Annotated in this window: 25 protein-coding genes and 1 pseudogene; 18 read left to right on the top strand and 8 right to left on the bottom strand. The window is 63.6% G+C overall.

The window, feature by feature from the left end:
- Positions 1 to 83 precede the first annotated feature (83 nt).
- Together AC0QUY_RS13870 and AC0QUY_RS13865 are read right to left on the bottom strand one after the other, a co-directional pair.
- Positions 84 to 1496 carry a M20/M25/M40 family metallo-hydrolase gene (locus tag AC0QUY_RS13870; RefSeq protein ID WP_475387238.1) on the bottom strand — a complete coding sequence of 471 codons (1413 nt, stop codon included), beginning with the start codon at positions 1494 to 1496 and terminating at the stop codon, positions 84 to 86.
- Between the two features lie 59 nt (positions 1497 to 1555).
- Positions 1556 to 3175: a helicase HerA-like domain-containing protein gene (locus AC0QUY_RS13865; protein ID WP_161853042.1), complete on the bottom strand. Its 1620-nt coding sequence runs from the start codon at positions 3173 to 3175 to the stop codon at positions 1556 to 1558.
- A 331-nt stretch (positions 3176 to 3506) separates the two neighbouring features.
- On the opposite strand from AC0QUY_RS13865, the gene AC0QUY_RS13860 reads away from it, so the two are divergent.
- From AC0QUY_RS13860 to AC0QUY_RS13815, 10 genes are all read left to right on the top strand, one after another.
- Complete coding sequence (locus AC0QUY_RS13860) at positions 3507 to 3872, top strand: DUF2267 domain-containing protein (protein ID WP_475387237.1); 366 nt, start codon at positions 3507 to 3509, stop codon at positions 3870 to 3872.
- A 55-nt stretch (positions 3873 to 3927) separates the two neighbouring features.
- Entirely contained in the window at positions 3928 to 4335 is a 408-nt protein-coding gene (locus AC0QUY_RS13855; RefSeq protein WP_475387260.1) for a DUF4332 domain-containing protein, read from the top strand.
- 74 nt (positions 4336 to 4409) lie between these two features.
- Positions 4410 to 5267, top strand: a complete 858-nt coding sequence (gene folP, locus AC0QUY_RS13850; RefSeq protein WP_161853041.1) for a dihydropteroate synthase — start codon at positions 4410 to 4412, stop codon at positions 5265 to 5267.
- Complete coding sequence (gene folB / locus AC0QUY_RS13845) at positions 5264 to 5635, top strand: dihydroneopterin aldolase (protein ID WP_161853040.1); 372 nt, start codon at positions 5264 to 5266, stop codon at positions 5633 to 5635. The genes folP and folB overlap by 4 nt, the downstream gene beginning before the upstream one ends.
- A gap of 1 nt (position 5636) precedes the next feature.
- Positions 5637 to 6128, top strand: coding sequence for a 2-amino-4-hydroxy-6-hydroxymethyldihydropteridine diphosphokinase (gene folK / locus AC0QUY_RS13840; RefSeq protein WP_475387235.1), 492 nt, complete (start codon positions 5637 to 5639; stop codon positions 6126 to 6128).
- Positions 6129 to 6210: 82 nt separating this feature from the next.
- Positions 6211 to 8076, top strand: coding sequence for a methylmalonyl-CoA mutase family protein (locus AC0QUY_RS13835; protein WP_475387234.1), 1866 nt, complete (start codon positions 6211 to 6213; stop codon positions 8074 to 8076).
- A 2-nt stretch (positions 8077 to 8078) separates the two neighbouring features.
- Positions 8079 to 8546 (top strand): GFA family protein, encoded by a 468-nt coding sequence (locus AC0QUY_RS13830; protein WP_161853037.1) that lies wholly within the window; start codon positions 8079 to 8081, stop codon positions 8544 to 8546.
- 39 nt (positions 8547 to 8585) lie between these two features.
- Positions 8586 to 8945 (top strand): hypothetical protein, encoded by a 360-nt coding sequence (locus AC0QUY_RS13825; RefSeq protein ID WP_475387233.1) that lies wholly within the window; start codon positions 8586 to 8588, stop codon positions 8943 to 8945.
- Positions 8942 to 11101 carry a methylmalonyl-CoA mutase gene (scpA, locus tag AC0QUY_RS13820; RefSeq protein ID WP_475387232.1) on the top strand — a complete coding sequence of 720 codons (2160 nt, stop codon included), beginning with the start codon at positions 8942 to 8944 and terminating at the stop codon, positions 11099 to 11101. Before AC0QUY_RS13825 ends, scpA begins: the two co-directional genes overlap by 4 nt.
- A 45-nt stretch (positions 11102 to 11146) precedes the next feature.
- Complete coding sequence (locus AC0QUY_RS13815) at positions 11147 to 11929, top strand: DUF3298 and DUF4163 domain-containing protein (RefSeq protein ID WP_475387259.1); 783 nt, start codon at positions 11147 to 11149, stop codon at positions 11927 to 11929.
- A 9-nt stretch (positions 11930 to 11938) separates the two neighbouring features.
- Here AC0QUY_RS13815 and AC0QUY_RS13810 read toward each other — a convergent pair whose 3' ends face one another.
- Positions 11939 to 12409, bottom strand: a complete 471-nt coding sequence (locus tag AC0QUY_RS13810) for an SRPBCC family protein (protein ID WP_475387231.1) — start codon at positions 12407 to 12409, stop codon at positions 11939 to 11941.
- Positions 12410 to 12628: 219 nt separating this feature from the next.
- On the opposite strand from AC0QUY_RS13810, the gene AC0QUY_RS13805 reads away from it, so the two are divergent.
- The 6 genes from AC0QUY_RS13805 (at position 12629) to AC0QUY_RS13780 (ending at position 18861) form a co-directional block, all read left to right on the top strand.
- Positions 12629 to 13624, top strand: a complete 996-nt coding sequence (locus AC0QUY_RS13805) for a tripartite tricarboxylate transporter substrate binding protein (protein ID WP_161853033.1) — start codon at positions 12629 to 12631, stop codon at positions 13622 to 13624.
- A gap of 41 nt (positions 13625 to 13665) precedes the next feature.
- Entirely contained in the window at positions 13666 to 14151 is a 486-nt protein-coding gene (locus AC0QUY_RS13800; RefSeq protein WP_475387230.1) for a tripartite tricarboxylate transporter TctB family protein, read from the top strand.
- A 3-nt stretch (positions 14152 to 14154) separates the two neighbouring features.
- Complete coding sequence (locus AC0QUY_RS13795; protein WP_161853031.1) at positions 14155 to 15669, top strand: tripartite tricarboxylate transporter permease; 1515 nt, start codon at positions 14155 to 14157, stop codon at positions 15667 to 15669.
- Positions 15670 to 15722: 53 nt separating this feature from the next.
- Positions 15723 to 16715: a methylmalonyl Co-A mutase-associated GTPase MeaB gene (gene meaB / locus AC0QUY_RS13790; RefSeq protein ID WP_475387229.1), complete on the top strand. Its 993-nt coding sequence runs from the start codon at positions 15723 to 15725 to the stop codon at positions 16713 to 16715.
- On the top strand, positions 16712 to 17356 hold the full coding sequence (locus AC0QUY_RS13785) for a pyroglutamyl-peptidase I (protein ID WP_475387228.1): 645 nt from the start codon (positions 16712 to 16714) through the stop codon (positions 17354 to 17356). Before meaB ends, AC0QUY_RS13785 begins: the two co-directional genes overlap by 4 nt.
- Positions 17357 to 17490: 134 nt before the next feature.
- On the top strand, positions 17491 to 18861 hold the full coding sequence (locus AC0QUY_RS13780; RefSeq protein WP_475387258.1) for a TIGR03808 family TAT-translocated repetitive protein: 1371 nt from the start codon (positions 17491 to 17493) through the stop codon (positions 18859 to 18861).
- Positions 18862 to 18876: 15 nt separating this feature from the next.
- Here AC0QUY_RS13780 and AC0QUY_RS13775 read toward each other — a convergent pair whose 3' ends face one another.
- From AC0QUY_RS13775 to AC0QUY_RS13760, 4 genes and pseudogenes are all read right to left on the bottom strand, one after another.
- The gene (locus AC0QUY_RS13775; RefSeq protein WP_475387227.1) at positions 18877 to 19419 is read right to left on the bottom strand and encodes a TIGR03809 family protein; all 543 of its coding nucleotides are present in this window, start codon (positions 19417 to 19419) and stop codon (positions 18877 to 18879) included.
- 535 nt (positions 19420 to 19954) lie between these two features.
- Positions 19955 to 21707: pseudogene (locus AC0QUY_RS13770) on the bottom strand (S8 family serine peptidase).
- A gap of 61 nt (positions 21708 to 21768) precedes the next feature.
- Entirely contained in the window at positions 21769 to 22485 is a 717-nt protein-coding gene (locus AC0QUY_RS13765; RefSeq protein WP_475387226.1) for a hypothetical protein, read from the bottom strand.
- A complete protein-coding gene (locus AC0QUY_RS13760) occupies positions 22482 to 23051 on the bottom strand; it encodes a sigma-70 family RNA polymerase sigma factor (RefSeq protein WP_057863256.1) in 570 nt (189 codons plus the stop codon). The genes AC0QUY_RS13765 and AC0QUY_RS13760 overlap by 4 nt, the downstream gene beginning before the upstream one ends.
- 418 nt (positions 23052 to 23469) lie before the next feature.
- Here AC0QUY_RS13760 and AC0QUY_RS13755 point away from each other — a divergent pair, with 418 nt between their 5' ends.
- On the top strand, positions 23470 to 24618 hold the full coding sequence (locus AC0QUY_RS13755) for a GGDEF domain-containing protein (RefSeq protein ID WP_475387225.1): 1149 nt from the start codon (positions 23470 to 23472) through the stop codon (positions 24616 to 24618).
- A gap of 62 nt (positions 24619 to 24680) precedes the next feature.
- A complete protein-coding gene (locus AC0QUY_RS13750; RefSeq protein WP_161853024.1) occupies positions 24681 to 25790 on the top strand; it encodes a DUF2336 domain-containing protein in 1110 nt (369 codons plus the stop codon).
- A gap of 10 nt (positions 25791 to 25800) precedes the next feature.
- Here AC0QUY_RS13750 and AC0QUY_RS13745 read toward each other — a convergent pair whose 3' ends face one another.
- Positions 25801 to 26439: an NrsF family protein gene (locus AC0QUY_RS13745; RefSeq protein WP_161853023.1), complete on the bottom strand. Its 639-nt coding sequence runs from the start codon at positions 26437 to 26439 to the stop codon at positions 25801 to 25803.
- Between the last annotated feature and the right edge of the window lies 1 nt (position 26440).

Below are 26440 nucleotides of genomic sequence, written 5' to 3'. Positions count from 1 at the left end.
AAGCGAAGCGTGCCCACCATGCAAATCCCGTCGCGCTGGATAGATGGTGGGCACGGCGCAGTGTGCCTACGCTGTCTTGTCTGCTACTTCGCCTCCGCGAACGCTCCCAAAATCCGGGCCCAGGAGCGGATGCCCTTGTGGTAGCTCTTCAGATCGTACTTCTCGTTCGGCGAATGGATGTTGTCGTCGTCGAGGCCGAATCCGACCAGCACGGTATCGAGGCCGAGCGTGCGCTTGAAGTCCGCCACGATCGGGATCGAGGCGCCCGAACCGATCAGCAGCGCCTCCTTGCCCCACTCGTCCGTCAGTGCGCGCTTGGCGGCGGCCAGCGGCTTCATGTTCCAGTCGAGCGCGATCGCCGGCGCGTTGGAATGGTCGGTGAATTCGGCCGTGCAGTCGGCGGGCACGCGCGCCCGCACAAAGTCACGGAAGGCGCTTCGGATCTTTTCCGGGTTCTGCCCCTCCACCAGCCGGAACGAAACTTTTGCGGAAGCTTCCGCCGGGATCACGGTCTTGGAGCCTTCGCCGGTGTAGCCGCCGATGATGCCGTTGATGTCACAGGTCGGGCGCGAAGAGACCTGCTCGATCAACAACCGGTCCTTCTCGCCGGCTGGAATCGAGAGGCCGATCGGCTTCAGGAACGACTCCGGCGTGAGGTTGAGCTCCTTCCACTGCGCCAGGATATCCGGCGGCAAATCCTTCACGCCGTCGTAGAAACCGGGAATGGTGATGTGGCCGTTCTCGTCGTGCAGGCCGCCGAGAATATTGGTCAGTACCCGGATCGGGTTGCGCGCGCCGCCGCCAAAGATGCCGGAATGCAGGTCGCGATTGGCGGCCTTGATCTTGATCTCGTCATAGACGAGCCCGCGCAGCGAAGTCGTAATCGCCGGCGTGTTCTGGTCCCACATGCTGGTGTCGCAAACGAGCGCGAAGTCGGCCTCGAGGTCTTTCTTGTTCGCTTCAAGGAACGGCACGAAATTCTTCGATCCGATTTCCTCCTCGCCCTCGATGATGATGGTGACGTCGACCGGCAGCGATCCCGTGACCTTCTTCCAGGCCCGGCAAGCCTCGACGAAGGTCATCAACTGGCCCTTGTCGTCCTCCGCGCCGCGCGCCACGATGATCTTGCGGCCGTCGGCATGATCGGTGACGACAGGCTCGAACGGCGGACGGTGCCACAGATTGAGCGGATCGACCGGCTGCACGTCATAATGCCCGTAGAACAATACATGCGGACGGCCGTCGGTGCTGCCGTTCGTGCTCCCATTCATCTTGGCGACGATCGCGGGATGCCCCGCCGTCGGCCTCACCTCCGCCTTGAAGCCCAGCGTCGCAATATCCTTCGCCAGATGATCGGCGGCCGCCTTGCAATCGCCGGCGAAGGCCGGATCGGCCGAGATCGACTTGATCCGCAACAGCGCAAACAGCCGCTCGAGGCTGTTGTTGAAATCGGCGTCGATATGATCGAGGACCGGCTGGATCTTGGCATTGGACATGGCTGACTATCCTGAGTTGCCCTTGGCTGCGGGCCTTGTTGTTGGCGTCGAATGTAGCCTTACCGCCGCAGCAATCCGCCGAGCGCGCCGCGCACCAGTGCGCGTCCGACTGAACTGCCGAGCGATCCGCCGACCGATTTACCGAGATCGGCGACGATGCCGCCGACCACCTTGTTGGTAACTGAACGAGTGACATCTCGCGCAATGACCTGGCCGGTCGACAGCCTGCCGCGCCTGACGTTGGTGCCGAAGATCGTGCCGACGATCGAACCGATCTGGCCGAGGATTCCTCCGCCTCCGCCGCCATTCGCTGCGTCCGCAGGCGCCGCCGTTCCGGCGACGCGCTTCTGCAGCATCTCATAGGCGGATTCGGCGTCGACCGCGGTATCGTATTTGCCCTTGACCGGACTCTTGTTCATGATCGCCTTGCGCTCTTCCAGCGTGATCGGCCCGATCCGCGCCGTCGGTGGCCGGATCATGACGCGCTCGACCATGGTCGGCGTCCCGCCGCCTTCGAGGAACGACACCAGCGCTTCGCCCTTGCCGAGTTCCATGATGACGCGGGCGGTATCGAGCTTCGGATTCGGCCGGAATGTCTGCGCTGCCGCATTCACCGACTTCTGGTCGCGCGGCGTGAAGGCGCGCAGCGCGTGCTGCACGCGGTTGCCCAATTGGGCAAGCACCTTGTCCGGCACGTCGATCGGGTTTTGCGTGACGAAATAGACACCGACGCCCTTGGAGCGGATCAGGCGGACCACCTGCTCGATCTTGTCCAGCAGCGCCTTCGGCGCATCGTTGAACAACAGATGCGCCTCGTCGAAGAAGAACACCAGCTTCGGCTTCGGCAGGTCACCGGCTTCCGGCAGCTCTTCGAACAGCTCCGACAGCATCCAGAGCAAGAAGGTGGCGTAGAGCCTCGGGCTCTGCATCAGCTTGTCGGCGACCAGAATATTGACCATTCCCCGGCCGTCGCTGTCGGTCTTCATGAAGTCCTTCAGCAAAAGCGCCGGCTCGCCGAAGAATTTCGTTCCGCCCTGGTTTTCTAGCACCAGAAGCTGGCGTTGAATGGTCCCAATTGTTGCCTTGCTGACGTTGCCGAAACTCTGTGCGGCCTTTCGGATCTCCGCATATGGATCTTCCTCGGCATCCGGCCCCTTCCTGCCGCCGGCTGGCGCGATCGCATCCAGCAGCGATCGCAGATCCTTCATGTCGATGAGCGTCAGCCCGTTTTCATCCGCCACACGGAATGCGACGTTGAGGACGCCTTCCTGCACGTCGTTCAGGTCGAGCATCCGCGACAGCAATAGCGGTCCCATTTCCGTAACCGTGGCGCGAACCGGATGTCCCTGCTCGCCGAACACGTCCCAGAACACGGTCGAGAACTGGTCGGGCTGGAAATTGAGGCCCATCTCTCCGGCGCGCTTCAAGATAAAGTCCTTGGCCTCCCCGACTTCCGATATTCCTGACAAGTCACCCTTGATATCGGCGGCGAACACCGGAACGCCGGCGCGTGCAAAGCCTTCCGCCATCACCTGCAGCGATACGGTCTTGCCGGTTCCGGTCGCCCCGGTGACAAGACCGTGCCGATTGGCAAGCGCGAGCGCCAGCCAGGCTGTTTGTTCGCCCTTTCCGATAAAAATCTTCTCGTCGGTATCGGCTGTCTTGTTATCGGAGGTCATCGCAATCGCCTCTTCGCGCGCATCGGGGGGATTTGGTTGGTAATCATATCGCAACCTGCCCGCCGATTGAAACCGTCAGCGGTATATACGTGAGCGTTCGCCCGCCTCGTCGTTCGTGCTTCTCATACTTTTTCCGACCTTCGGCAGAAAAATCGAGGACGCACCGCAATAAATCAGCGTCAATCCGGGACTCACTCTTGCATTGCTGCAACACTCGCGACTCGATCTAGGCCTTCGCACGTGCGGATCGCTTGTATTTCAGATCGCGGGCGCTCAAGATCAAATTTCAAGCAGGCGACCCGGTAAAAACCGGTTGGGGACGGGGCAAATTATGGACGAATTGATTGGGCGGCTGGCCTCGAAGGCCGGCATCGATAGCACTGTCGCTGAAAAAACCATCGGCATCGTTCTGGGTTTTCTCCGTAACGAGGGGCCCTCCGACAAGGTTCAGGCTCTGATCGACCAAATTCCGGGTGCCGAAGCTGCAATTGCCGCTTCCAGCAGCAATAGCGGATTCGCGCGGCTGATGGGCGGAGGCTTGATGGCGGTTGGCACCAGGCTGATGGCGCTGGGCCTGGGCATGAACGAGATTCAAAGCGTGGCACGTGAACTTTTCAGGTTCGGCCGCGACAAAATCGGAGCGGATCAAATGGGCGAAATCATTTCAGGAACGCCGGGCCTCAGCCAGTTCGCATAGTCGGCAGCCTGGTGAGCATATTCAGCCCGGACACAGTCTTTTTTCATCGGGTATCATGACCTATTCCCTTTCCGAGATCGACGGCCTGACCGCCTACGCTGCCTCGAAACTGAAATCGTTGGGCATTCGCACCACCGATGCGCTGCTGGAAGCCGCCCGCACGGTGAAAGGGCGCAAGGCGCTTGCGGCGAAGACCGGCATCAGCGAACAGCAACTGCTCGAATGGGCCAATTTTTCCGACTACATGCGCATTCCCGGAATGGGCAAAGCCAAGGTGGGTCTGGTGCGCGCGGCCGGCGTCACCACCGTGCGTGAGCTCGCACACCGCAATCCGGCGCGCCTGGCCCAGAACATGAGAGACGTGAACATAAAGCGTAAACTCGTCCGGGTTCTGCCTTCCGAACGATCAGTCGAGCAACTGATCGAGCAGGCGCGCAAGCTTCAGCCGAAGATCAGCTACTGAGCCCGACCCGGCCGGGCAAGCAGGCCCGGCTTTCACGCCTTGACTCCCCGGCGCGGACCGCGCAAAGCGACCGCATGATCGCAGCCAAGTCCAGACCAACCGCCGCAACCGGTCCGGCCGGTCATCCGGTGCTGCCTGCGCTGCTGTCCAGGCCCTATCCGGCGGTGATGGGCGTACTGAACCTGACGCCCGATTCATTCTCGGACGGAGGGCAATTCGCGGCCCCCGAGCAGGCGCTGGCCCAGGCCCGGCGGATGATCGCCGAAGGCGCCGACATCATCGACATCGGCGCGGAATCCACCCGGCCCTATGGGTCGGAACCGATCTCGGCCGAAGAAGAACTAAAGCGCCTGCAGCCGGTGCTATCAGACGTCGTGGCGCTCGGCATTCCCGTGTCGATCGACAGCATGAAATCGGCCGTTGTCGCCTGGGCGCTCGATCAGGGCGCTGCCATCGCCAACGATGTCTGGGGCCTGCAGCGCGATTCCGGCATGGCGGGCCTCGTCGCCGAGCGCGGCGCGACTGTCATCATCATGCACAACCGCGACAGCGCCGATCCCGCCATCGACATCATGCAGGATATCGCTGATTTCTTCGCGCGTTCGCTCGACATCGCCGCCGGACGCGGCATTTCGCCCGACAGAATCGTGCTCGACCCCGGCATCGGCTTCGGCAAGACACCCGAGCAGAGCATGACCGCGCTGGCGCGGCTCGGCGAGTTGCAGTCGTTCGGATTGCCGCTGCTGGTCGGCGCCTCGCGCAAGCGTTTCATCAGCACGGTGACGCCGGCGGAGCCGCATCAGCGCCTCGGCGGTTCGATCGCCGCGCATCTGCTGGCGGCGCAAAACGGCGCGCGGATCATCCGGGCGCATGACGTCGCCGAAACCGTCCAGGCGCTGCGCGTGGCAGCGGCAATCAGGGAACAGGGATGAGCGATACGATCTTCATCACCGGCCTCGTTACCCATGCCCGCCATGGCGTGATGGAACACGAGACCAAAGTCGGGCAGCGGTTCGTGATCGATCTCGAACTCTCCATCGACCTGTCGGAATCCTCGCACACTGATCGGCTGTCCGACACCGTTTCTTATGCCAGCGTGGTCGAGACCGCGACCGCTGCGTTCACGAACACCCATTACAAGCTTTTGGAGCGTGCGGCCGGCGCCGTTTCGGACGCGATCTTCGCGGCGTTCCCGCGCGTCCATGCGGTCAAGGTCACCGTCCACAAGCCGCATGCGCCGATTGCCGAGATCTTCGAGGATGTCGGCGTGGTGCTGATGCGCAAACGGCCATCGCCCTGACATGGCGGATGTGCTGATCGCGCTCGGCGGCAATGTCGGCGATGTCCGCACGACATTCCGGAAAGCCATTGCCAACATTTGCGGCATGACACAGGCCGCCCTGCTCGCGCGTTCCTCCGATTACTCCACCCCGCCCTGGGGCGAGGAAGACCAGGCGCCCTTCACCAACGCCGTCATCGAGATCGAGACCAGCCTCGATCCACATGCGCTGCTGTTCACGCTGCACAAGATCGAGAAGAAGTTCGGCCGCGACCGCGCGCAGGAGACGCGCTGGGGGCCTCGCACCCTCGACCTCGATTTGATTGCCTATGACGACGTCAGGCTCGACAAGCCGGAACTGACGCTGCCGCATCCACGGGCTTTCGAGCGCGCCTTCGTGCTGGTGCCACTCGCCGAAATCGCGCCCGACCGTGTCATCGCCGGACGCCGCGTCGCCGACGCGCTGGCTGAGCTTTCAACCGAGGGTATCCGGCGCCTGCCCGACCTCGATTGACCCAAAACATTGTTTGGCTTGGCAGCCGCCCCGTGGCAATTTCCGGCCAAACAGAAGAGACGACCGAGGAACAATAGTCCGGATGACCACCAAAACTGACGAACTGACCCTGGCCGCGGAATTTGTCCCGGCGACATACGAGGACTGGCGCAAGCTGGTCGATGGCGTGCTGAAAGGCGCACCATTCGAGAAACTGGTCAGCAAGACGTCCGATGGGTTGAAGATCGAGCCGATCTATCGTCGCGCGCAAGGCGCCGCGCCGGTCGCCGGCCGTGCCGCCGCCGCGCCGTGGCAGATCATGCAGCGGATCGACCACCCCGACGCGAAAGCGGCGAACGCGCAGGCGCTGCACGACCTGGAGAACGGCGCGACGGGGCTGACATTGGTGTTCTCGGGCGCCAATGGCGCACATGGGTTTGGACTGGATCCTTCGGCGGAGGCCGTCGAAGCCGTCCTCGACGGCATCTATCTCGACGCCGGCATCGGCATCGAGTTGCAGATCGGCCCGCAGTCGCGCATGGCGGCCATTCACGTCGCCGAATACATCAAGCGCAGGGGTATTGACCCTGCGGTCTGCGACATCCGTTTCGGTCTCGATCCGCTCGGGTCCGGTGCAGTGTGGGGCTCCAGTCCCTATAGTTGGGAGGAGATCGCGCCCGCGGTCACCAGCGCCATCAAGGACCTCTCCGCCATGGGCTTCAAAGGCCCGTCGGCGGCCGCCGATGGACGCGTCATCCACGATGCGGGCGGATCGGAAGTGCAGGAGCTGGCGTTTGTGCTGGCTGCCGGCGTCGGCTATCTGCGCGCGATCGAAGGGGCTGGGATTTCGCTCGAAGATGCCCAAGGCATGGTCTATGCGCGGCTCCGCGCGGACGCCGACCAGTTCCTGACGCTGGCGAAATTCCGCGCGCTGCGGCTGTTGTGGGCGCGCATCGAACAGGCCTGCGGTCTCACGCCCAAACCGCTGTTCGTTGCGGCCGATACCGCCTGGCGCATGCTGACGCAACGCGATGCCTACGTGAACATGCTGCGCGCGACGATGGCGACCTTCTCCGCCGGCCTCGGCGGCGCCAATGCCATCACCGTATTGCCGCACACGCTGGCGCTGGGATTGCCCGATCCGTTTGCGCGGCGTGTCGCACGCAACACGCAACTGGTGCTGCTGGAAGAATCCAACCTCGCCAAGGTGAGCGATCCCGCAGCCGGTTCCGGCGGCATCGAGACCCTGACGCAGCAACTTTGCGAAGCTGCATGGTCGCTGTTTCAGGAGATCGAGAAGGCCGGCGGCCTCTTTGCGGCGCTCGAACAGAACCTGATCCAGCGCAAGGTCGCCACCACCCGCGCCGCACGTGAGCTCAACATCGCCAGGCGGCGTGACGTGCTGACCGGCGCCAGCGAATTCCCGAACCTGCATGAGGACGATATCGCGGTGCTCGACGCGACGCCGATCGTGCTGCCGCCCTATGGCGAGGCGAAGTACAAATTCGATCCGCTGCCGCCGATGCGGCTCGCTGCGCCGTTCGAGGCATTACGGGACAAGTCCGACGAGAAGCTGAAAGCATCAGGCGCACGGCCAAAAATCTTCCTCGCCAATCTCGGCACGCCCGCCGCCTTCACCGCGCGTGCCACCTTCGCAAAAAGCTTCTTCGAGACCGGCGGCATCGAGGCGATCGACACGCAAGGGTTTACCGACCCGGCTGCGTTGGCCGCCGCGTTTAAGGCGTCCGGAGCGGCGATTGCGTGCCTGTGCTCGTCCGACAAGGTCTATGCGGAACACGCGGGCCCCGCCGCGAAGGCCCTTCAAGCGGCCGGCGCGAAGCATATCTATCTGGCAGGGCGGCCCGGCGAACAGGAGGCCGCATTGCGAAATGCCGGCGTGAGCGATTTCATCTTTGCTGGCGGCGACGCGCTGTCGACGCTGCAGGAAGCCTGGCGGCGGATGGAGTGAGCATGACGGAAAACAACCACAAGACGGTCCTGACCGGCGGCTGCCAGTGCGGTGCCGTCCGCTTTGCGGTGTCGAAAGTGCCGCCCAAGGTCAGCATCTGCCATTGCCGGATGTGCCAGAAGGCATCGGGCGCACCCTTCGCCTCGCTCGCCGATATCGAGCATGAGCATTTCACCTGGACCCGCGGCAAGCCGGCGACATTCAAATCCTCTTCCATCGCCGAGCGCGATTTCTGCGCAGCCTGCGGCACACCGCTGACCTACCGGCTGATCGGCGGCCCCCGGATCGAGATCATGACGGGCACCTTCGACCGCCCCGACCGGGTGGTGCCGACGCGGCAATATGGAACCGAATCCCGGCTAGGCTGGGTGGTCGGCATCGCCAACCTGCCGAGCCAGACCACGATGCAGAATTACGGACCGGAGAAGATGGCGACCATCACCAGCCACCAGCATCCGGATCATGATTAGGTGACGCCAATAGGTGCTGCGAATCTCGTGAGCGCGAATATGGTCGACCGGAACGAACTGGCTCAACTGGAAGCGGAGCGCGATCGATTGCTCTCCATGATCGCTTATCACAACGGGCCGTTCTATCGAATGTTTTCGCTGCCCCGAACACCGGCTTGGTTTGGTGTAGCAGCGGTTGCGATCATTTGCGCAATCGGACTTGCCATGATCGCAGCGGTTTTCGCCGGACAAATGTCCGCTTCGGACTTTCTTTTCCTGGTAGTGGGCCTGCCCTTGTTGGCGTACATTCTGTCGCGATTGGTGGGGAACGTCGTACGACCGGCTGGAGAGCCCGAAATCCATCAGCGCCTGGCTGACTGTGAGGCACGAATTATGACATTGAAGGAAGGCCGTTCGTGAGCAGGATTCCCAATTTCGCCGATGTCAGGTTTGAGCACGTTGTGGCGCCGAGGTCGACTGACAGCGCCGAGCCGTGGCTGACGCCCGAGGGCATCCCGGTAAAGCCGGCCTACAGCGAAACCGACCTCGAAGGCATCGACTTCCTCGACACCTGGCCGGGCGTCGCGCCCTATCTGCGCGGCCCCTACCCCACCATGTATGTCAACCAGCCCTGGACCATCAGGCAATATGCCGGCTTCTCGACGGCGGAAGATTCCAACGCATTCTATCGTCGCAATCTTGCAGCGGGGCAAAAGGGTCTCTCGGTCGCGTTCGACCTTGCCACCCACCGCGGATATGACTCAGATCATCCGCGCGTCTCCGGCGACGTCGGAATGGCGGGCGTGGCGATCGATTCGATCTACGACATGCGCACGCTGTTTGCCGGTATCCCGCTCGACCAGATGAGCGTGTCGATGACCATGAACGGCGCGGTGCTGCCGATCCTCGCTCTGTTCGTTGCCGCCGCCGAGGAACAGGGCGTTCCGCCGGAAAAACTCTCAGGCACCATTCAGAACGACATTCTGAAAGAGTTCATGGTGCGCAACACCTATATCTATCCGCCAGCGCCCTCGATGCGGATCATCTCCGACATCTTTGCGTACACCTCGCAGAGAATGCCGAAGTACAATTCGATCTCGATCTCCGGCTACCACATGCAGGAAGCCGGCGCGACGCAGGATCTCGAGCTCGCCTACACACTGGCCGACGGCGTCGAATATCTGCGCGCCGGCCTTGCGGCCGGCCTCGATGTCGACCGCTTCGCGCCGCGGCTGTCGTTCTTCTGGGCGATCGGCATGAACTTCTTCATGGAAGTCGCCAAGATGCGCGCGGCACGGCTGCTCTGGGCCAAACTATTGAAGCAGTTCAATCCGAAGGATCCGCGCTCTCTGTCGCTGCGCACCCATTGCCAGACCTCCGGCTGGTCGCTGACCGCGCAGGACGTCTTCAACAATGTGATGCGCACCACCATCGAAGCGATGGCGGCGACCCAAGGGCACACGCAGTCACTGCACACCAACGCGCTCGACGAGGCCTTGGCGCTGCCGACCGACTTCTCGGCCCGCATCGCGCGCAATACACAGCTCTTCCTGCAGCAGGAAAGCGGCACCAACCGCATCATCGATCCCTGGGGCGGCTCCTATTACGTCGAACGGCTGACCCGCGATCTCGCGGTCAAGGCATGGGGACATATCCAGGAGGTCGAAGCGCTCGGCGGCATGGCCAAGGCCATCGAAGCCGGCGTACCGAAACTGCGCATCGAGGAAGCCTCCGCCAAGACGCAGGCGCGGATCGATGCCGGACGGCAAGCCGTGATCGGCGTCAACAAATACAAGCCGGTCGATGAGGCCGCCATCGACGTGCTCAAGGTGGAAAACTCCACCGTGCGGCGGCTGCAGATCGACAAGCTGAAGCGGCTCCGCACCGAGCGCGACCAGAAGGAAGTCGAGCAGGCGCTCGCGGCGCTGACGCGCAGCGCCGGCGAAGGCAACGGCAATCTCCTGGCGCTCGCAATCGACGCGGCGCGGGCGAAAGCAACCGTCGGCGAAATTTCGGACGCGATGGAAAAGGTATTCGGGCGTCACCGCGCCGAGATCAAGTCCATCACCGGCGTCTACAAGCGGGAGGCGTCCGCCATGTCCAACCGGGTCGAGAAGGTGCAGGAACTGATCGATGCGTTCGAGACTGCCGAGGGCCGCCGGCCCCGCATCCTCGTCGCCAAGATCGGCCAGGACGGCCACGACCGCGGCCAGAAGGTGATCGCATCCGCCTTCGCCGATGTCGGCTTCGACGTCGACATTGGGCCATTGTTCGCCACCGCCGACGAGGCGGCGCGGCAGGCGGTGGAGAACGACGTGCATATTCTCGGCGTCTCTTCGCTGGCAGCCGCCCACCTCACCGCGGTGCCGGAACTCAAGGCCGCGCTGAAGAAGCACGGCCGCGAGGACATCATGATCATCGTCGGCGGCGTGGTGCCGCCGCAGGACTATGACACACTCTACGCAGCCGGCGCCGAGGCGATCTTCCCGCCGGGCACCGTGATCTCGGACGCCGCCGAAGAGCTGATCCGCAAGCTCAACGCCCGGCTCGGCCACAGCAGCGAGGCGGCGGAGTAGTTCTCCGCCCGCGGTACTTCTTCCAAAGGATCGCCCTTGCGCAGCATTGCATTCGTAGCGTTCGCTCGGACAATCGGCTTCGCGGGTCCGATCGCATGCGCTGCGACACTGGCATTCGCCGCCGATCCCAAGCCGGACTTTTCCATCAAGACCAAATGGGTCGAAGCCGGCATCTTCCTCGACGCCAGGATCAAGGCCGAGCCGGCGCTGGCGGCGAACTGCCTGGCCGAAGGCAAGGCATGGGCCACAAAGAACCGGGCCGATGCCGACAAGGAGCGCAAGCAGGACCCGGACCTGTTCCGCAACGCGTGGTCGTATGAGCGGAAATACCAGACCCGCTCGGTGGTCGATAGCCGTTATGTCAGCATCATCAGGGCGGACTACGAATATACTGGAGGTGCGCACCCCAACAGCGCGTCCGACACCATCCTGTGGGACAAGTCGGCGAACAAGCGCATCAGCATCCGTCCGTTCTTTAACGAGACGGCGGACAACGGCCCGACGATGAAGGCGATGCGGCAAGGCGTCACTGCTTCGCTCGAAGCCGAGAAGAAGAAACGCGGCGCTGATGGCACCGACGCCAGCGCCATCGAAGGCATCGAGGCCAAACTTCTCAAGATCGGCCCGGTCGCGCTGGCGCCATCGACCGAAGAAGGCAAGAGTTCCGGCTTGAACTTCTACTACGCACCTTACGCGGTTGGCTCCTATGCCGAAGGCGAGTATGTCGCTTTCGTGCCTTGGGAGGCATTGAAGCCCTATCTGACCCCGGAGGGCGCCAGAATTTTCGGCGGTGCGCGACCGAAGGACGATGAAGACCGGCCGCAATGACGGCCACGCTCAAGCGGCACGACGGCCTAGCGCTCGCTCGAGTGAGTGGGTCCAATCCGGAATCCAGGACTGGAACAGCGCGCGCCAGCGATCTTCGTCCTGCACAGCGGTGTCGAGTTGCACGGACCATTCGATAAAGGTCCGGTTGCCCTCGATAACCGGCAGCAGATGCATCGTTCCCTCGTAGCGCGTCGGAGCTGGAACGTCCGACTGCGACTCGGACGGAAATGGAAATGGATCGATACCCGCATAGGTCAGCGAGTGTGCTTCGTCGGAATGGCCGGCGAGCCGCTGCCTGATCCAGTTGCCGAGATAGCAGAAGCGCCTGATGGCGCCGACTTCATCGCCCCCCTTGTCATCCTCGATCACGCTTTCGCTGACCCCTTCAATATAGGCCGGGTAGTTGTTGAAATCGCGGATCAGGGCCCACACGGTTTCCAGGGGATGGTCTAGCACGGTGCTGTAATAAGCTGTCGTCATGGCTTTCTCCGCAATCGATCGCGGCTCGATGACTTGGCCGCACATGGATACCTATTTCGGGTAGCCCTGTTGCCGCCACCCGATTTCCGGATGTGGCGAGATGCCCACCGGCGATAAAACTGCTTTCACGACCAATGCCTTGCGAGCGGAGCGCAAAGCCGCCTAGAATGCGGATATTACAAGAGCGCCTGACCTCACGGCGCCGCAGGGAGGATCACCATGTCCAAAAAGATTACCCGCCGCGCCTTTGCGGCTTCGTCTGCTGCTGCGGCGGCTGTCGCGGGCTTTGGTTTCAAGCCGGCCTTGGCGCAGGCCTATCCGGCGCGGCCGGTGACCGTGATCGTGCCCTGGGGCGCCGGCGGCGGTACCGATGCGACCGCGCGCATCGTCGCGGCGCTATTGGAAAAGGATCTCGGCCAGCCGTTCAATGTGGTCAATCGCACCGGCGGCTCGGGCGTGGTCGGCCATTCCGCGATCGCAACCGCACCGGCCGACGGCTACACCATCGGCATGCTGACGGTGGAAATCTCGATGATGCACTGGCAGGGGCTGACCGAACTCGGGCCGAAGAGCTATACGCCGCTGGCGCTGATGAACGAAGATCCGCCCGGCATCCAGGTCAGTTCCACTTCGCCCTACAAGACCGTGAAGGAGCTTGCCGACGCCATCAAGGCCGCGCCCGCCGGCAAGTTCAAGGCCTCCGGCACTGGTCAGGGCGGGATCTGGCATCTGGCGCTGGTCGGCTGGATGCAGGCGATGGGACTTGCCCCCAATCACGTTGCGTGGGTGCCATCGAACGGCGCCGCGCCCGCGATGCAGGATCTCGCGGCGGGCGGGCTCGACCTCACCACCTGCTCGGTGCCGGAAGCGCGTGCGATCATCGAGGCCGGCAAGGCGCGCAGCCTCGCCGTTATGGCTAAGGCGCGCAACCCAGCCTTCCCCGATGTGCCGACGCTGAAGGAAGCAATGGGCATCGACTATTCGACCGGCGCATGGCGCGGCATTGCCGGCCCCAAGGGCCTGCCGCCCGATGTTGCGACCAAGCTCACCGCGTCGCTGAAGAAGGTCTATGACTCCAAGGAGTTCAAGGACTTCATGAGCAATCGCGGCTTCGGCACGGTATGGGGCGATGCGGCCGAATTCGCAGCCTTCATGGACAAGGGCGACGCCCAGATGGGCGTGGCGATGAAGGCCGCCGGTCTATCAAAGGCCTGATCTTCATCGGCTGACATCGCTCGAGATCCGCGGAGCCATTCATGCGTCTTCCCGATCGCGTCACGGGTCTGTTTCTCGTTGGCCTCGGCGCAGCCGCCGCCTATGGCGGCTGGCAGTTGCCACCGGTGCCCGGCCAGCCGGTCGGGCCCAACGTCTTCCCGTTGGTGATAGGAACGGGTCTGGCGCTGTGTGGGCTTGCGATTGCACTCGGGATTGGCCGCAGCTTCGAAGAAGAAGAACACCTTATTCCGGTCGAGGGTGGCCAACCGACGCCGCCGACCAGCAAGCTCTATGGTCTGCGCGCCCTGCTCCCGCCGGCGTTGCTGCTGCTTTACGTCGCGGTCGCCGAGCGGCTCGGCTTCATTCTCACGGCGGCAATGATCGTCTACGTGACCTCGACCGCGCTTGGCGCCCGCTGGAAGGCTGCGTTGCCGCTCGCGCTGCTTGCGCCGATCGGCATCCACCTGATTTTCTCAAAATTGCTGCGCGTGCCGCTGCCGCCCGGCGTTTTGCCGATGCCCTGGTGATCGATGCTCAATACCCTCGCCCAAGCCTTCGCGCTCATCACCACCTGGGAAGTCATCGTCGCGATGTTCGCGGCATCGGTCTATGGCCTCGTCATCGGATCGCTGCCCGGGCTATCAGCGACCATGGCGACCGCCCTCTTGGTCCCGGTCACTTTTTATCTGTCGCCGATCGCCGCGATCGCCACCATCGTGGCGGCATCCACGATGGCAATCTTCGCGGGTGACATTCCAGGCGCGCTGCTGCGCATTCCCGGCACCCCGGCCTCGGCGGCCTACGCGGATGAAGCCTATGCGATGACGCGCAAGGGCGAGGCTGAACTCGCGCTCGGCGCCGGCGTCTGGTTCTCCGCCGTCGGCGGCATCGCAGGCACCCTGTCGCTGATGATCCTGGCGCCGCCGCTTGCCGAAATCGCGCTGTCGTTCTCGACCTTCGAATATTTCTGGCTCGCATTCCTCGGCCTGATGTGCGCCACGCTGGTCGCGCGGTCTTCGCCGGTGAAGGCGATCGCCAGCATGTTCATCGGTCTCCTGGTCGCGTGCATCGGTATCGAAAATCCCGGCGGCGTGCCGCGCTTCACGTTCGGCATGACCAATTTGTTCGGCGGCATCGAGCCGATCCCGGCGCTGGTCGGCGTCTTTGCGGTAGCGCAGGTGATGCGCGCGATGCTGACGCCGGAGCCGCCGCCGATCCCGCGGCGCAAGTTCGGAAGCATCCTGGCCGGCCAGTGGAAGCTCACCAAGAAGTACAACTGGCAGATGACGCGCGGGAACATCATCGGCATCATCATCGGGGTGCTGCCGGGCGCCGGCGCCGACATGGCCGCCTGGGTCAGCTACGCGATGTCCAAGCGGTTTTCGAAAGAACCCGAGAAGTTCGGAACCGGCCATGTCGAAGGCCTGGTCGAAGCCGGCGCCAGCAACAACGCCAGCATCGCGTCCGGCTGGGTGCCGTCGCTGCTGTTCGGCATTCCCGGCGACACCATCGCGGCGATTGCGATCGGCGTGCTCTACATGAAGGGGCTGAATCCCGGCCCGACGCTGTTCACCGAAAAAGCGTCGAGCATGTACGCGATCTATTTGATGTTCATCATCGCCAACATCATCATGATCCCGCTCGGCATCGTCATGATCCGGCTGGCGAGCTATGTGCTGCGCGCGCCGCGTTCCACCGTGATGCCTGTGATCATGCTGTGCTGCGCGGTCGGATCGTTCGCGATCGGCAACAACATATTCGGCGTGGTTATCGTCGCGACCTTCGGGGTCATCGGCTATGTCATGGAAGAAAACGGCTATCCGGTTGCCGCGATGGTGCTCGGCATCGTCATGGGCACCATGGTCGAGCAAAGCTTCGTGACTTCGCTGATCAAATCCGACGGCAGCGTGTTGCCGTTCTTCGAGCGGCCGATCGCCGCGATCCTCGCCGCCATGGCGATCGGCGCACTGATCTGGCCGGTGCTGGTCTGGGTGTGGCGAAAGCTCAGGCGCGAGGCGCCAGCCGCCGCGTCGGCGTCCCGCTGAACGGACCGCGGCAGGCCCCTCGCCTGCGCGGCACGGCCGTTGTAAACCATGGCATGACCCTGCCGAAGACCGTTTCCCTCGATTTCAAGAAGCTTGCCAAGGACGTCCGCTCCGGGCACCGCGCGGCACTGGCGCGCGCGATCACCCTGATCGAGAGCCGCCGTGCCGATCATCAGGCCGCGGCGCGCGATCTGGTGCAGGCGCTGTTGCCCGACACAGGGAAAGCCGTCCGTGTCGGCATCACCGGCTCGCCCGGGGTCGGCAAATCCACCACCATCGACGCGCTCGGCATGTTTCTGATCGAGCGCGGCCACAAGGTCGCGGTGCTGGCGGTGGATCCCTCCTCGGCCCGCACCGGCGGTTCGATCCTCGGCGACAAGACGCGGATGGCGCGGCTGGCCAACTCCGAGGCCGCTTTCGTCCGGCCCTCGCCCTCGTCAGGCACGCTCGGCGGCGTCGCTGCAAAGACCCGCGAGGCAATGCTGCTCTGCGAAGCCGCTGGGTTCGATGTGGTGCTGGTCGAGACCGTCGGCATCGGCCAGTCCGAAACCGCGGTCTGCGACATGACGGATTTTTTCCTCGCCCTGATGCTGCCCGGCGCCGGCGACGAATTGCAGGGCATCAAGAAGGGTCTCGTCGAGCTCGCCGACATGATCGCGATCAACAAGGCCGACGGCGACAATATCAAGCGTGCCAATCTGGCGGCCGCCGAATATCGCGGCGCGCTGCATATCCTCACCCCCCGTTCGGAACATTGGCATCCGCCGGTCGTGACCTATTCGGCACTGACCGGCACCGGCATGGACACGCTGTGGCAGAAGATTCTCGATCACCGAACCGCCATGAATGCCTCGGGCGAGTTCGCAGCGCGGCGGCGCGAGCAGCAGGTGAAGTGGATGTGGTCGATGCTGGAGCAGCGCATGATGGCCCGAGTGCGGTCTGACGCCGCGATCCGCGCCAAGGTGAAAAAGACCGAGGCCGAGGTCGCCGACGGCCGCATCACGCCGGCGGTCGCCGCCGAGCAGATCGCGGAGTGGCTACGGTGAACGAAAAACTCCGCATTCTCGTCACGGGCTTCGGCCCGTTCCCCGGCGCACCCTACAACCCGACGCAGCCGCTGGTGGCGCGGCTGACGCGGCTGCGCCGCCCGGCCTTCGCCGATGTCGAACTCTCCAGCCACATCTTTCCCGTGACCTACAACGCGGTCGACCGCGAACTGCTGCTCGCCCTGCAGAAGCACAAGCCGCATGCGCTGTTGATGTTCGGCCTCGCTTCGCGGACGCACTTTCTGCGGATCGAAACCCGCGCCCGCAACGCCGTCACCATGCTATGGCCCGACGCCGCACAGACCCACGCCCGCAAGGGATCGATCACGGAGGGCGCCGATGCGCAAAGGTTCGGCCCGCACACCGCGAAGCTGCTGCGTGCCGCGAAGGGCACTGGCCTCGACGCCCGCGCCTCGCGCGATGCCGGCAGCTATCTCTGCAACTATCTGAGCTGGCGAGCGATCGAATCCGTCGATGCGGATAACGGCCTTCGCCTCGCCGCCTTCATCCACATCCCGCCACTGGCGCGCGGCGGCGCTTTCAGGCGCAAGGGCTTTGCGCGCATCACGCTGGAAGAACTGGTCGATGCCGGCGAAGCCATGCTGCTGGAAATGGTGAGGCTGGCGCGCAGAGCTGCGTAGGGCGCACCCAACATTAACCCTACCCCCAACAATCGTCGTCGCTCTTCCCGGTCTTCACCATGCCCGGTCGCATTTTCGCGATACCTATGAAGCCTGCGAATGCCGCGACCTGCATTGCGCGAGGGTCATTCACCATGGACATGAACCGCCGCCATCTCATTGGAGCGTCCGCCGCCGGTGTCGCCGGCGCGCTGGCGCTGTCGCCTGACGCCGCACGCGCCGCTCCGCCCGCTTCCACGCTCGGCCGCGACGTCACGCAATTCGGTGTCCGCCCGGGGAGTCCGGACGATCAGACCGCGAAACTGCAGCGCGCGATCGATGAAGCTTCGCGCGCGCAAGTGCCGCTGGCGCTGCCGCCGGGCGTCTACCGCACCGGCATGTTGCGCCTTTCGAACGGCACCCAACTGGTCGGCGTGCGCGGTGCGACCAAGCTCGTGTTCACGGGCGGCGCCTCGATGCTGCAGGGCGAAGGCGCCAACAATATCGGCCTCACCGGCATCACCCTCGATGGCGGCCGCATTCCGCTGCCGACGCGGCGCGGGCTCGTGCATTGCCTCGGCGGGCGGGATGTCCGCATCGCCGATTGCGAAATCACAGGCAGCGGCGGCAACGGCATCTGGCTCGAGCAGGTCTCGGGCGATATTTCCGGCAACATCTTCTCGAAGATCGAGACCACCGCGGTCGTATCCTTCGACGCGTTCGGCCTGATCGTCTCGCGCAACACCATCACCGATACCAATGACAACGGCATCGAAATCCTGCGCACGGCGATCGGCGATGACGGCACGCTGGTGCTCGACAACCGCATCGAGGACATCAAGGCCGGGCCCGGCGGCTCCGGTCAGTACGGCAACGCCATCAATGCCTTCCGCGCCGGCAACGTGATCGTGCGCGGCAACCGCATCAGGAATTGCGACTACTCGGCGGTGCGCGGCAATTCGGCATCGAACATTCACATCACCGACAACAGCGTCAGCAATGTCCGCGAGGTCGCGCTCTATTCGGAATTCGCGTTCGAGGGCGCCGTGATCGCCAACAACACAGTCGATGGCGCCGCCGTCGGCGCCTCCGTGTGCAATTTCAACGAGGGCGGCCGCATCGCGGTCGTGCAGGGCAACGTCATCCGCAATCTGCTGCCGAAGCGGCCGATCGGCACCGCGCCCGACGACGACGCCGGGATCGGCATCTATGTCGAGGCAGACTCGACGGTCACAGGCAATGTGATCGAGAACGCGCCCTCCTTCGGCATCATCGCCGGCTGGGGCAAGTATCTCCGCGACGTCGCCATTACCGGCAACGTGATCCGCAAGGCCTTCGTCGGCGTCGGCGTATCCGTGCTGCCCGGCGCCGGGACGGCGCTGGTCAACAACAACATGATCTCGGAAACCCCGCGCGGCGCCGTGGTCGGGCTCGACCACGCCCGCACGATTACGACCGATCTGTCAACCGAAGGCGCCCAGCGCTACGCGCAGGTGGTGGTCGGCGGCAATGCAGTCAGGCGGTAGCCGGCCCTCGCCCGCCTACAGTGCGTTCCGCAGCAGCGGATAGCGTTCCTTCATGGCGTCGAGATCGAGCGCCGGGAACGACATCTCGCCCAGCGCCAGCGGATCGGCCACAGATGGCGCGACTTCCACAACAGTGAGCTGGCTTTCCAGTGCGACCAGAACGTCGGCGGGAACATCGCGCGGCGGCGTGGGAGCAATCGGCGCAGGCTGCGGCTGAAGCTGCACCACGGGCTGCGGCTGAAGCTGCATTACCGGCTGCCGGTACCCTTCATCGCGCGGCAGCGGCGTCAGCGGCAGCGACGACGTTCGACGCCGGCCAAGCCAGGCCATGTCGATATGTGTGTTGTCCAGCGAGGCTTCGCGGCTCAACAGCTCGCGCCAGGTTGCAACCGCAGCCTTGGCTTCCCGGATGTTTTCGAGAAATTCGCGTTCGGTGTGAAAGCGGCGCCAGCGCCCGGTTTCGAACAATTCAGTAAGGTATTCCAGCCGTTGCTCGGCAAGGTTGCACCAGCCCGCAACGATGTTGCGGCCACGTGCCACGTCTGCAGGATGTGCCATAAATCAGCCCGTAGGAGAGAGACCGACGCAGACGCAACCAGAGACGAATCAGTTTGGAGATGACAGGGATATTCTGTGGAAAACTTTTTGGTTGTCCAGTACGTGCAGCTACGGATTGCACCAGCAAGCAAAGAAACCCGCACAAATACGGAGTCGTCACCTCAATCCACCGTCAAGCCGCACAGCAGCATGGACGCGTTGCGAAGCGCACGCCGGTAATTGCGCGTGAGAAGACGCACGGGAAAATTGCACATCGCGCCGACAAACCAGAAACTTGTACCCCGGGCAAGCAGGCGCGGCGGCGCATGCAACGCAACTTCTTCGAAAACTTGTGCTGAAAATGAAAGACCCGTCCGGGGGGACAACCGGACGGGTCAAGCCATATGGGCGCTTGGGGTGGATGGGCGCTCGCGCCGAATATAGCCATTGGGGAGGGATTACCGCTCCCACATCAGTTGGTCGCAACACCCTCGCCAGACGTTCAAAACGACGGATGATTTTTTTAACGTTCTCTTCAGGAGGCGATTGCCGAAAATCACCGCGTAGCGGGCTTATTTCGCTCCGTTTGCGGCCGATTTTTCCGATGCCATCGACGGCGGGGGGTCATTCAGCGCCCGGCTCACGGAAGCGTTATCGGCGGACGGGTCGAGCGCCGGCGCCTTTTCTCCCGTTGGCTTGCCCGAGGCCGAGGCAAGTGGAACCGCCGGCGCGGCGGCTGCGGCGGTAACCGCGGCAAGGGCGTCGGCTTCGCCCGCCCCGAACTGATCGTCGCGGCCGGGGATGCCGAGATCACGAGCGGTGCTCGTCAGAATCGCGCGAACATCGCCAGGCTTCAGTGCCGGGTTGCGCTCCATGATCAGCGCCGCAACGCCGCTGATATAGGCCGCGGAGAACGAGGTGCCCGACGTGATCTGATATTTGTCATCGGGCGCCGGCAGGAAGATATCCGCGCCAGGCGCGGCAACTGCGATGTGGTTGCCGCGGTTCGACGCCGTAAACAGTTTTTCCTGTGCGTCGGTGCCGCTCACCGCGATGACGTTCGGATTGGCGGCCGGATAGAGCGGCGGCGATTTCGCACCGGCATTGCCGGCCGCGGCGACCATCAGGATGCCGCGGGCCGCCGTCGCCGCGATGCCGCGCTCGATCAGTGGATCCTTTGGGCCGGCAAAGCTCATGTTGATGATCTGCGCGCCGTGCTCGGCCGCATAGTTCAGTCCCCGGAGGATCACATAGGACGTGCTCTCCGCGCCCTTCGATCCCGCGCCGAATGCGCGGATCGCAATCAACCTCGCTTCCGGTGCGCTCCCCATCAGCCTGGCATGCGCGACGATCGCGCCGGCAATGCCGGTGCCGTGAGTGTGCGGGCCCTCCTTGCTGCCGAGTGCGTCAAAACTGTCGGCGACCGAATTGGCGAGTTCAGGATGCCTGGCGTCGACGCCTGAATCGATCACCGCGATGGTGACGTTCATGCCGCGGACAAACTTGTGCGCCTGCGGCAGCCGAAGCTGGGCAACGGCGTATTGCGCGGCGTCGCCTTCGGTCGAAGCCTTCTTCTGATCCTGCAGGAAGTAGCGGAAATTGAGCTGCACCGAACGCACGCTGCCGTCGGCTGCGAGTTCGCGGCGCACGGTGTCCACCGGGCGGTTATCGACGATGCGGAACAGGCCGATGGTGCCGCCGAGCAGCGGGAAGTTCTGCGACGCGATGCGCTCCAGGCCGTGACGCCGCGCCAGTTCGTCGGCGTCGGCGTTGGATAACGCGCCGTCGATTTCGGCGACGAGCTCGTTCTTGACCGCGCGCAGATTGACCGCCGCCTGAGCATTGTTGTTGCCCGATCCGCCCTTGCCCTTCTTGGCCGAAGCGCCGTTGCCGCCGCCGGCCGACATAACCGGACGATCGAAGCACTCGCCGTCGGGACCGCGCATCGCATACTGGCAAGCCGGATAGAGGTTGGGCGAAAACCGCGCATAAGGCAGCGTCGACCGCACGCCGGCGCCCGGACGGACACGCAGGGTCGAACTCATGGTGCCGATACGGGACGGCGGCGTCCGCGCGGCGGTATCGACGCTCGGGCGGGCAGCGACAGTCGGGCGGGCAGCGATGGTCGGGCGCGCAGCGATGGTGGGGTTGATGCGTGGCGTTATCGTCGGATTGATGGTGGGTGTCCGCGCCCCGACATTGAGGTTGGGCGTGCGCATGATGCTTTGCGCATGAACTGGCGAAGCTGCAGCCGTGATCAAAGGCAAAAGCGCCGCCGGCAAAATCAATGCCGCGCGGCGCGCCTTCATCAGCCAATTCGGGCCATCGTGAACCATGGGACCTCGGCTTTCCCGGGGCGCGCCGGAGACTCTACGGCGTTGCGACCGCCAGGCTGACGATCTTCTCGCGCTGGAGCCTGCTCAACAGGCTTGCGGCCTCGTCCTTGCTCATCGTCTTGTTGCCGAACTGCACGCGGAACATGCCGCCCTTGGCGCCGTCGACGATCGAGGCCTGGTAATTGTCGAGCAAAGCGGTGATGTCGGCGATACGGGCTTCCGGCGCAAACCGCACCAGCGCGCGCGGCGGCGTCGCCGCAACGCCGAGATCGCGGGTGATGGGCGCCGAAGACGACCGCTCGTTCACGCTCAGCGACGCGGTCTGGAACGAAGCGGTCTGATTCTTCATCAGCACCGCGCCGATGACGCCGGCCTGCAACAGTAGCAATACGGCGCCGAGGCTCGCCGACCAGGCCAGCGTGCGGGGCGACAGCCGTGCGAAAAATTCCGATACCCGGGCCGACAGGCTGACCGAACGCGCCGGCTCGCGCGCCGGCTCCGCGTCGATCGCCGCGAACAGCTTTTGCATGGCGCGCGCGGACGGCGCACCCAGGCTCTCGTTGAGGCTGATCGTCTCGGCATATTCCTCGCGGATGACGGCGTATTGCCGGGCCAGTTCGGGATCGCTGGCGAGCGCTTCCTCGACGCGGCGCGCATCGCGCGCGTTCAGGGTGCCGGCCGCGTGGAAGGGCAACAGCGTCTCGACTTCGCTGGGCTCGTGATCCAGCATTTTTTTGCTCGCTGCCATCATGGCCAACCTCGCTCTATGCCTGCTGCCTTGAGCAACTCGGCCAATTTCTTGCGCGCATAAAACAGGCGCGTCTTGACGGTGTTCTCCGGAATACCGACGATTTCGGCCACCTCTTCCACGGACTTCTCGTGGTAGTAGACGAGATCGACGATCTCCCGATGCTCTGGCGAAAGTGCCGTCAGGCACTTGCGCAACGCTTCACCCGTATCCTTCTTCTGCACCACCACTTCCGGATCGTCGGACGTGTCCTCGATCGCGTTCGCGGTTTCGTCGTCCAGTCCAACGTCCTTGCGGCGCCGAAGTGCCGAAAGTGCCTTGAACCGCGTAATCGCCAGGAGCCAGGTGGTAACGGCGGATCGGCCTTCGAACTTGCCAGCCTGACGCCACACATCGAGAAAAACCTCGCTGATGAGGTCTTCCGCAATCTGTTCGTCCCTTACGAGCCGAAGCCCGAAACGGAACACCCTGACATGGTGCCTTCCGTAAAGCACCTGCATGGCGAGCCGGTCGCCTTGAGCGATCCGAGCGATCAGAACTTCATCTGAAGCCGCCTGTGTCGCGCTCAATGGCCGTCTCGCAAAGTTGGTCGGACGGGAGTGGCCGGCGGTTCGATGGGAAGAGTGAGATTCTTCACATTACGGGAATGCCGGAATTGCATGTGTGACCTACCCCACAGACGGACACGGTCCGGCCATTTTCCCGGCGGAAACGAGCTGAGCCCCATTATTGGTACCATAATACGGAAACACTTTCCTAAAGACGCGCCACCCCGACCTTATCAAGGCTTCGCCAGCAGGACAGCCTCTGTGCGACGGTCAGGGTTTCCGCAATGTCCGGTTCCATACTATCGGAATTCGGCAGATTCTATTGCGAAAACAGTGCAATGGCAGGGTTTTAACGGACCCGATTCGACCTCAAAAGATACCAAACCTAAAGGCTTTATTCCCTAAAGTTTCGTCGGGCATACACCAACAGCGACGGGACATGAGCAGCGCGGCTTCATTGCTTCAGGGGCAAGCCTCCCACAGTGCGACCGCATGCCCGGTCCGCCTGCCGTCGGAAGTATTGAAGCGCCGGGTCAGCCAGCGCCGCCACATGCTCGCGGTCCAGGGCGTCAGCTATTCGCTCATCACCTCGGTTCTGCTGGTCTACTGCTACGCCGGCACCGTCCCGATCATCATCCCGTCGGCCTATTTCCTTTCCGGTATCGGATTGGTCTCGATCTTCGTCGTGTTGTCGGAAGCTCACTTCAACGACCGGTTCGAGGACCACTATCTCACGATCTTCCAGGTCGCCGGCCACGTCGCGCTCCAGCTCGGCTTTCTGCTGGCGGCGCCCGAAATCGGATTTGCCTTCCTGAGCGTCGTATTCCTGATCTTCGGGTTCGGCGCGCTGCGAATGACGTCCCGGCAGGCAATCATCACCTGGACGCTGACCATGATCGGCCTGGCGCCGATCTTCCTCTTTGCCAACACCCCGATCGGCCTGCCGATCACCACCCAGATCGAACGCGTCGCAGCCATGCTTTCCTTTGTCTTCACGATCGGGCAATGCGCCTTCGTGGGATTGTATGGCTCCACCATGCGCAAGATGCTTTATGACCGCAGCTTCGAACTGAAGGCGGCGTACAAGCGGATCGAGGAGCTTGCGGAGCTCGACGAGCTGACCGGGTCGTCCAACCGCCGCAGCATCATGCGGATGCTGGAGGAGGAGATTGATCGCGCAGCCCGCGGCGGATCGCCCTGCTCCATCGCGCTGATCGACCTCGACTGGTTCAAACGCATCAACGACGCCTACGGCCATCCGACGGGCGACGAGGTGCTGCGGACATTCTCGATCACCACGTTCGCCAACATCCGCAGCGTCGACCGGTTCGGCCGATATGGCGGCGAGGAATTTTTGCTGGTGCTGCCCGGCATGGACACCGGCCAGGCCATGCGGGCGCTCGACCGCCTGCGGGTTATTATCGCCGAGCTCGATTGGAGCGCATTCTCGCCGGGCATGAAGGTGACGATGTCGGCAGGCGTTGCAATGCTGAATCCGAACGAAACTTCAGACACATTACTCGCGCGCGCCGACAGCGCGCTTTATGCAGCCAAGGCGCAGGGACGCAACCGTATTACCAGCGCCTGATCCAACATTTTCAGCTCCGACGGCGAAGAATCCGCTGCCGGCTTTTGCTCCAGGATAGAGTCATGATTTCGAAGACCGCCATTTCTCCCTCCCCCGGAAGTCTGCTCGACGAGTTGCAGTCCACGCTCGCGCACGGAACCGTCGCTCGCCGGGTGGAAACCCTGCGCCGGGTGACCGACCTCTTCATCAACGGCGCGGTGGATTATTCGGACGAGCAGATCGGGCTGTTCGACGACGTCTTCCAGTGCCTGATCGATCACATCGAAACCTCGGCCAAGATGCTGTTGGCCAACCGCCTGGCTCCGATCGACACTGCGCCACCGCTCACCATCCGCGCACTCGCATTCGATGACGTCATCGAGGTGGCGGGTCCGGTGCTGTCGCAATCGGCGCGCCTCGACGACAAGACCCTGATCGAGAACGCGCGCAGCAAGAGCCAGGCGCATTTGATGGCGATCTCGACCCGCAAGACCCTGAGTGGCGCGGTCACCGACGTGCTGGTCCAGCGCGGCAATGACGAAGTGGTCGCGTCGACCGTCAACAACCCCGGCGCGGAATTCACCGAGCGCGGTTTTACCCGCCTCGTCAACCGCGCCGAAGGCGACGACGATCTCACGGCCTGCATCGGCTTGCGTCCGTCGGTACCGCGGCATGTCTATCTGAAACTGCTCGCCAAGGCCTCCGACACGGTGCGGCAGCGGCTGGAGGCCGCCAATCCCCAGCAGGCGGCCGAGGTGCCGACCGTGGTCAAGGAGGCGACGCGGCGCGCGCGCTCGGCGACCTCAACGATCACCAGGGACACTGCGATTGCGCACGCGCTGGTCAAGTCGCTGTACGAGGACGGTCGGCTCGACGAATCGGAGGTGGCATCGTTTGCCAAGGCCGGGAAATTCGACGAAGCCAACGCCTCGATCGCGGCGCTCGCCAACGTATCGGTTGCGATCGCCGAGAACATGATGATCGAAAGCCGGGCCGAAGGCGTGATGATCCTGGCGAAGGTCGCCGGGCTGTCATGGTCGACAGTCAGGACCATCATCAGGATGCGCGACGAACTGTCCGGCGCGGAGCCGACCGATCTTGTCGCCAGCCAGGACACCTATGAGCGGTTGCGGCCGTCGACGGCGCAGCAAGTGCTGCGCTTTCACCGCATGCAGCAGAACGTGCCGGCGTAGGTTCGCAGTTTCAGTATTTCAGCAGCTTCGCCCCGGCGAGCGCGCCGATCGCCGTCACCAGCGCGGTCGCGATCGTGTACCAGGCCGCCACGAACAGCGGGGAGTCATCCGTGCAGTGTGATGCGTAGAGCGTCGCGGCCAATCCCGCCGACAACAGTCCAGCGATGGCGCCGGCAACCGCTGGCCGTGACGGCGCTCCGTGACGCAATCCGAGCAGCGCACCGGCAAGGAGCGGCAGCGACATCAGCGGGATCGCCACCATGCAGGTCGATGAATTCTTGCCGACCAGCCGCGTCATCATCGGCAATCGCTGCGGCATCATCATCTCGCCGCCGATCGCCGCGGCCAGGATCCCGACCGGCGCCAGCAGCAGCCAGCCAAATCCCCGCAGCGAGGCCTCGGGCCGCGACAGGTGCAGGCTGACGGCAATCGCCGCGATCGCCAGCGCCAGCGTCACTGCGAATTTGAGGTCGAAGAACGGATTGCGCATCGCAACCATCACGTCGGGCCTGACGCCGAGTTCCGTGAAGAACATCAATAGCGAGACTGGTGCAGCGGCCAATAGCGCCAGCATCAGTGCGAAGCCAACGGGGCGCGCCCGGTGCGCGTTGTCGGCAGCCAACGTTCGAATGAGCTGATCGGTATCCATT

Source organism: Bradyrhizobium sp. WYCCWR15520 (assembly GCF_056174665.1).
The sequence above is the reverse complement of the archived record's forward strand: the minus strand, read 5'-3'. Positions and strand labels throughout refer to the sequence as shown.